A 4,967-nucleotide genomic window follows, 5' to 3' on the forward strand; every position below is an offset into this window, starting at 1 on the left:
CCCGAGAGGGAACCGAAGGAAGCGTCCGTTCCTTGAGAACTCAACAGCGTGCCAAATAGTCAATGCCAGATTTTTTGAAGTTGGATCCATGATCCAAGCTTTCAGTGAAGCATTCACGGAGAGTTTGATCCTGGCTCAGGACGAACGCTGGCGGCGTGCTTAACACATGCAAGTCGAACGATGATCCGGTTTCGGCCGGTGATTAGTGGCGAACGGGTGAGTAACACGTGGGTAATCTGCCCTGCACTCTGGGATAAGCCTGGGAAACTGGGTCTAATACCGGATATGACCTTCGGTCGCATGATCGTTGGTGGAAAGCTTTTGCGGTGTGGGATGGGCCCGCGGCCTATCAGCTTGTTGGTGGGGTAGTGGCCTACCAAGGCGACGACGGGTAGCCGGCCTGAGAGGGTGACCGGCCACACTGGGACTGAGACACGGCCCAGACTCCTACGGGAGGCAGCAGTGGGGAATATTGCACAATGGGCGAAAGCCTGATGCAGCGACGCCGCGTGAGGGATGACGGCCTTCGGGTTGTAAACCTCTTTCAGCAGGGAAGAAGCGCAAGTGACGGTACCTGCAGAAGAAGCACCGGCTAACTACGTGCCAGCAGCCGCGGTAATACGTAGGGTGCAAGCGTTGTCCGGAATTATTGGGCGTAAAGAGCTCGTAGGCGGCTTGTCGCGTCGGTTGTGAAAGCCCGGGGCTTAACCCTGGGTCTGCAGTCGATACGGGCAGGCTAGAGTTCGGTAGGGGAGACTGGAATTCCTGGTGTAGCGGTGAAATGCGCAGATATCAGGAGGAACACCGGTGGCGAAGGCGGGTCTCTGGGCCGATACTGACGCTGAGGAGCGAAAGCGTGGGGAGCGAACAGGATTAGATACCCTGGTAGTCCACGCTGTAAACGGTGGGAACTAGGTGTGGGCAGCATTCCACGTTGTCTGTGCCGCAGCTAACGCATTAAGTTCCCCGCCTGGGGAGTACGGCCGCAAGGCTAAAACTCAAAGGAATTGACGGGGGCCCGCACAAGCGGCGGAGCATGTGGCTTAATTCGACGCAACGCGAAGAACCTTACCAAGGCTTGACATGCATCGGAAGCATCCAGAGATGGGTGTGCTCTTTGAGTCGGTGTACAGGTGGTGCATGGCTGTCGTCAGCTCGTGTCGTGAGATGTTGGGTTAAGTCCCGCAACGAGCGCAACCCTTGTCCTGTGTTGCCAGCGGGGCCCTTCGGGGCTGCCGGGGACTCACGGGAGACTGCCGGGGTCAACTCGGAGGAAGGTGGGGACGACGTCAAGTCATCATGCCCCTTATGTCTTGGGCTGCACACGTGCTACAATGGCCGGTACAATGAGCTGCGATACCGTGAGGTGGAGCGAATCTCAAAAAGCCGGTCTCAGTTCGGATTGGGGTCTGCAACTCGACCCCATGAAGTCGGAGTCGCTAGTAATCGCAGATCAGCATTGCTGCGGTGAATACGTTCCCGGGCCTTGTACACACCGCCCGTCACGTCACGAAAGTCGGTAACACCCGAAGCCGGTGGCCTAACCCCTTGTGGGAGGGAGCTGTCGAAGGTGGGACTGGCGATTGGGACGAAGTCGTAACAAGGTAGCCGTACCGGAAGGTGCGGCTGGATCACCTCCTTTCTAAGGAGCATCTTGACCCTTTCATCGGGGTCCAAGGGCCATTTCGCAGGCGAGTGTTCTGCGGTGGTTTGCTCATGGGTGGAACATTGACGGTTTTTGTTTGGCGCGCTGTTGGGTGTCTGAGGGCACGGCCGCTGTGAAAAGGCGGGTTTGTCTTCTTGTTGGTTGAGAATTGCACAGTGGACGCGAGCATCTGTGGCCAAGTTATTTAGGGCGCACGGTGGATGCCTTGGTACCAGGAACCGATGAAGGACGTGGGAGGCCACGATAGTCCCCGGGGAGTTGTCAACCAAGCTGTGATCCGGGGGTTTCCGAATGGGGAAACCCGGCAGTCGTTATGGGCTGTCACCTGCCGCTGAATGTATAGGCGGTGTGGAGGGAACGCGGGGAAGTGAAACATCTCAGTACCCGCAGGAAGAGAAAACAATAGTGATTCCGGGAGTAGTGGCGAGCGAAACTGGAAGAGGCTAAACCGTTTGTGTGTGATACCCGGCAGGGGTTGCGCAGGCGGGGTTGTGGGAGTTCTTGTGATTGTTCTGCCGGACAGTCGTCGAGTAAAAAATCGTAGGTGTAGGCGAAGGGCATGCGAAAGGCCCGGCGTAGAGGGTAAGACCCCCGTAGCTGAAATGTCTGCGACTCGATAGAGAGCCACCCAAGTAGCATAGGGCCCGAGAAACCTTGTGTGAATCTGGCGGGACCACCCGTTAAGCCTAAATATTCCCTGGTGACCGATAGTGGATAGTACCGTGAGGGAATGGTGAAAAGTACCGCGGGAGCGGAGTGAAAGAGTACCTGAAACCGTGTGCCTACAAGCCGTGGGAGCGTCGCATCAAGTACTTGTGCTTGGTGTCGTGACTGCGTGCCTTTTGAAGAATGAGCCTGCGAGTTTGCGGTGTGTTGCGAGGTTAACCTGTGTTGGGGAGCCGTAGCGAAAGCGAGTCCGAAGAGGGCGGTTGAGTAGCATGCCCTAGACCCGAAACGGAGTGATCTAGCCATGGGCAGGGTGAAGCGTGGGTAAGACCGCGTGGAGGCCCGAACCCACCAGAGTTGAAAATCTGGGGGATGACCTGTGGTTAGGGGTGAAAGGCCAATCAAACTCCGTGATAGCTGGTTCTCCCCGAAATGCATTTAGGTGCAGCGTCGTTTGTTTCTTGTCGGAGGTAGAGCACTGGATAGGTGATGGGCCTTACCGGGTTACTGACCTTAGCCAAACTCCGAATGCCGGCAAGTGAGAGAACGGCAGTGAGACTGTGGGGGATAAGCTCCATGGTCGAGAGGGAAACAGCCCAGAGCATCGACTAAGGCCCCTAAGCGTGTGCTAAGTGGGAAAGGATGTGGAGTCGCAGAGACAGCCAGGAGGTTGGCTTAGAAGCAGCCACCCTTGAAAGAGTGCGTAATAGCTCACTGGTCGAGTGATTCTGCGCCGATAATGTAGCGGGGCTCAAGTACACCGCCGAAGTCGTGTCACTAACTATGTTGGTGGGTAGGGGAGCGTCGTGTGTTGGGTGAAGCGGCCGTGGAAACGTGTTGTGGACGGCACACGAGTGAGAATGCAGGCATGAGTAGCGTTACACACGTGGGAAACGTGTGCGCCGATTGACTAAGGGTTCCTGGGTCAAGCTGATCTGCCCAGGGTAAGTCGGGACCTAAGGCGAGGCCGACAGGCGTAGTCGATGGACAACCGGTTGATATTCCGGTACCCGCCGTGAAGCGCCAGCGCTGAATCTTCTGATGCTAAGCCCGTGAAGCCGCCTGCTGAGTCTTCGGACGAGGTGGGAGTGGTGGAGCCGGTGACCCGAGGGGGTAGTAGGTGAGTGATGGGGTGACGCAGGAAGGTAGTCCAGCCCGGGTGGTGGTTATCCCGGGGTAAGGGTGTGGCCCGGAGGGTAGGTAAATCCGTCCTCCATTAAGGGTGAGACCTGATGCCGAGCCGATTGTGGTGAAGTGGATGATCCTATGCTGTCGAGAAAAGCCTCTAGCGATGTTTCATGGTGGCCCGTACCCTAAACCGACTCTGGTGGTCAGGTAGAGTATACCGAGGCGTTCGGGTGAACTATGGTTAAGGAACTCGGCAAATTGCCCCCGTAACTTCGGGAGAAGGGGGGCCGCTTCCGGTGATGAACCTAGCGTTCGGAGCTGGGGGTGGCCGCAGAGACCAGCGAGAAGCGACTGTTTACTAAAAACACAGGTCCGTGCGAAGCTGTAAGGCGATGTATACGGACTGACGCCTGCCCGGTGCTGGAACGTTAAGGGGACCGGTTAGCTCTTTCGGGGGCGAAGCTGGGAACTTAAGCGCCAGTAAACGGCGGTGGTAACTATAACCATCCTAAGGTAGCGAAATTCCTTGTCGGGTAAGTTCCGACCTGCACGAATGGCGTAACGACTTCTCGGCTGTCTCAACCATAGGCCCGGTGAAATTGCATTACGAGTAAAGATGCTCGTTTCGCGCAGCAGGACGGAAAGACCCCGGGACCTTTACTATAGCTTGATATTGGTGTTCGGTTCGGTTTGTGTAGGATAGGTGGGAGACTGTGAAGCTCACACGCCAGTGTGGGTGGAGTCGTTGTTGAAATACCACTCTGATCGTGCTGGATGTCTAACCTGGGTCCGTGATCCGGATCGGGGACAGTGTCTGGTGGGTAGTTTAACTGGGGCGGTTGCCTCCTAAAGAGTAACGGAGGCGCCCAAAGGTTCCCTCAGCCTGGTTGGTTATCAGGTGGTGAGTGTAAGTGCACAAGGGAGCTTGACTGTGAGACTGGCGGGTCGAGCAGGTGCGAAAGCAGGGACTAGTGATCCGGCGGTGGCTTGTGGGAGCGCCGTCGCTCATCGGATAAAAGGTACCCCGGGGATAACAGGCTGATCTTCCCCAAGAGTCCGTATCGACGGGATGGTTTGGCACCTCGATGTCGGCTCGTCGCATCCTGGGGCTGGAGTTGGTCCCAAGGGTTGGGCTGTTCGCCCATTAAAGCGGTACGCGAGCTGGGTTTAGAACGTCGTGAGACAGTTCGGTCCCTATCCGCTGTGCGCGTTGGAGTCTTGAGAAGGGCTGTCCCTAGTACGAGAGGACCGGGACGGACGAACCTCTGGTGTGCCAGTTGTTCTGCCAAGGGCATGGCTGGTTGGCTACGTTCGGGAGGGATAACCGCTGAAAGCATCTAAGCGGGAAGCTTGCTTCGAGATGAGGACTCCCACCCACTTGATGGGTTAAGGCTCCCTGGAGACCACGGGGTTGATAGGCCGGAGATGGAAGCCGTGTGAGCGGTGGAGTTGACCGGTACTAATAGGCCGAGGGCTTGTCCATAGATGCTCGCGTCCACTGTGAAAT

Annotated in this window: 2 rRNA genes; both read left to right on the forward strand. The window is 56.9% G+C overall.

The window, feature by feature from the left end:
- Positions 1-112 precede the first annotated feature (112 nt).
- Positions 113-1,642: ribosomal RNA gene (locus ACYVPE_RS39255) — 16S ribosomal RNA — on the forward strand.
- A gap of 197 nt (positions 1,643-1,839) precedes the next feature.
- A 23S ribosomal RNA gene (locus ACYVPE_RS39260) occupies positions 1,840-4,943 on the forward strand.
- The 16S and 23S rRNA genes sit together here, the layout of an rRNA operon.
- Positions 4,944-4,967: the final 24 nt, after the last annotated feature.

This window comes from Streptomyces mayteni (genome assembly GCF_054783955.1).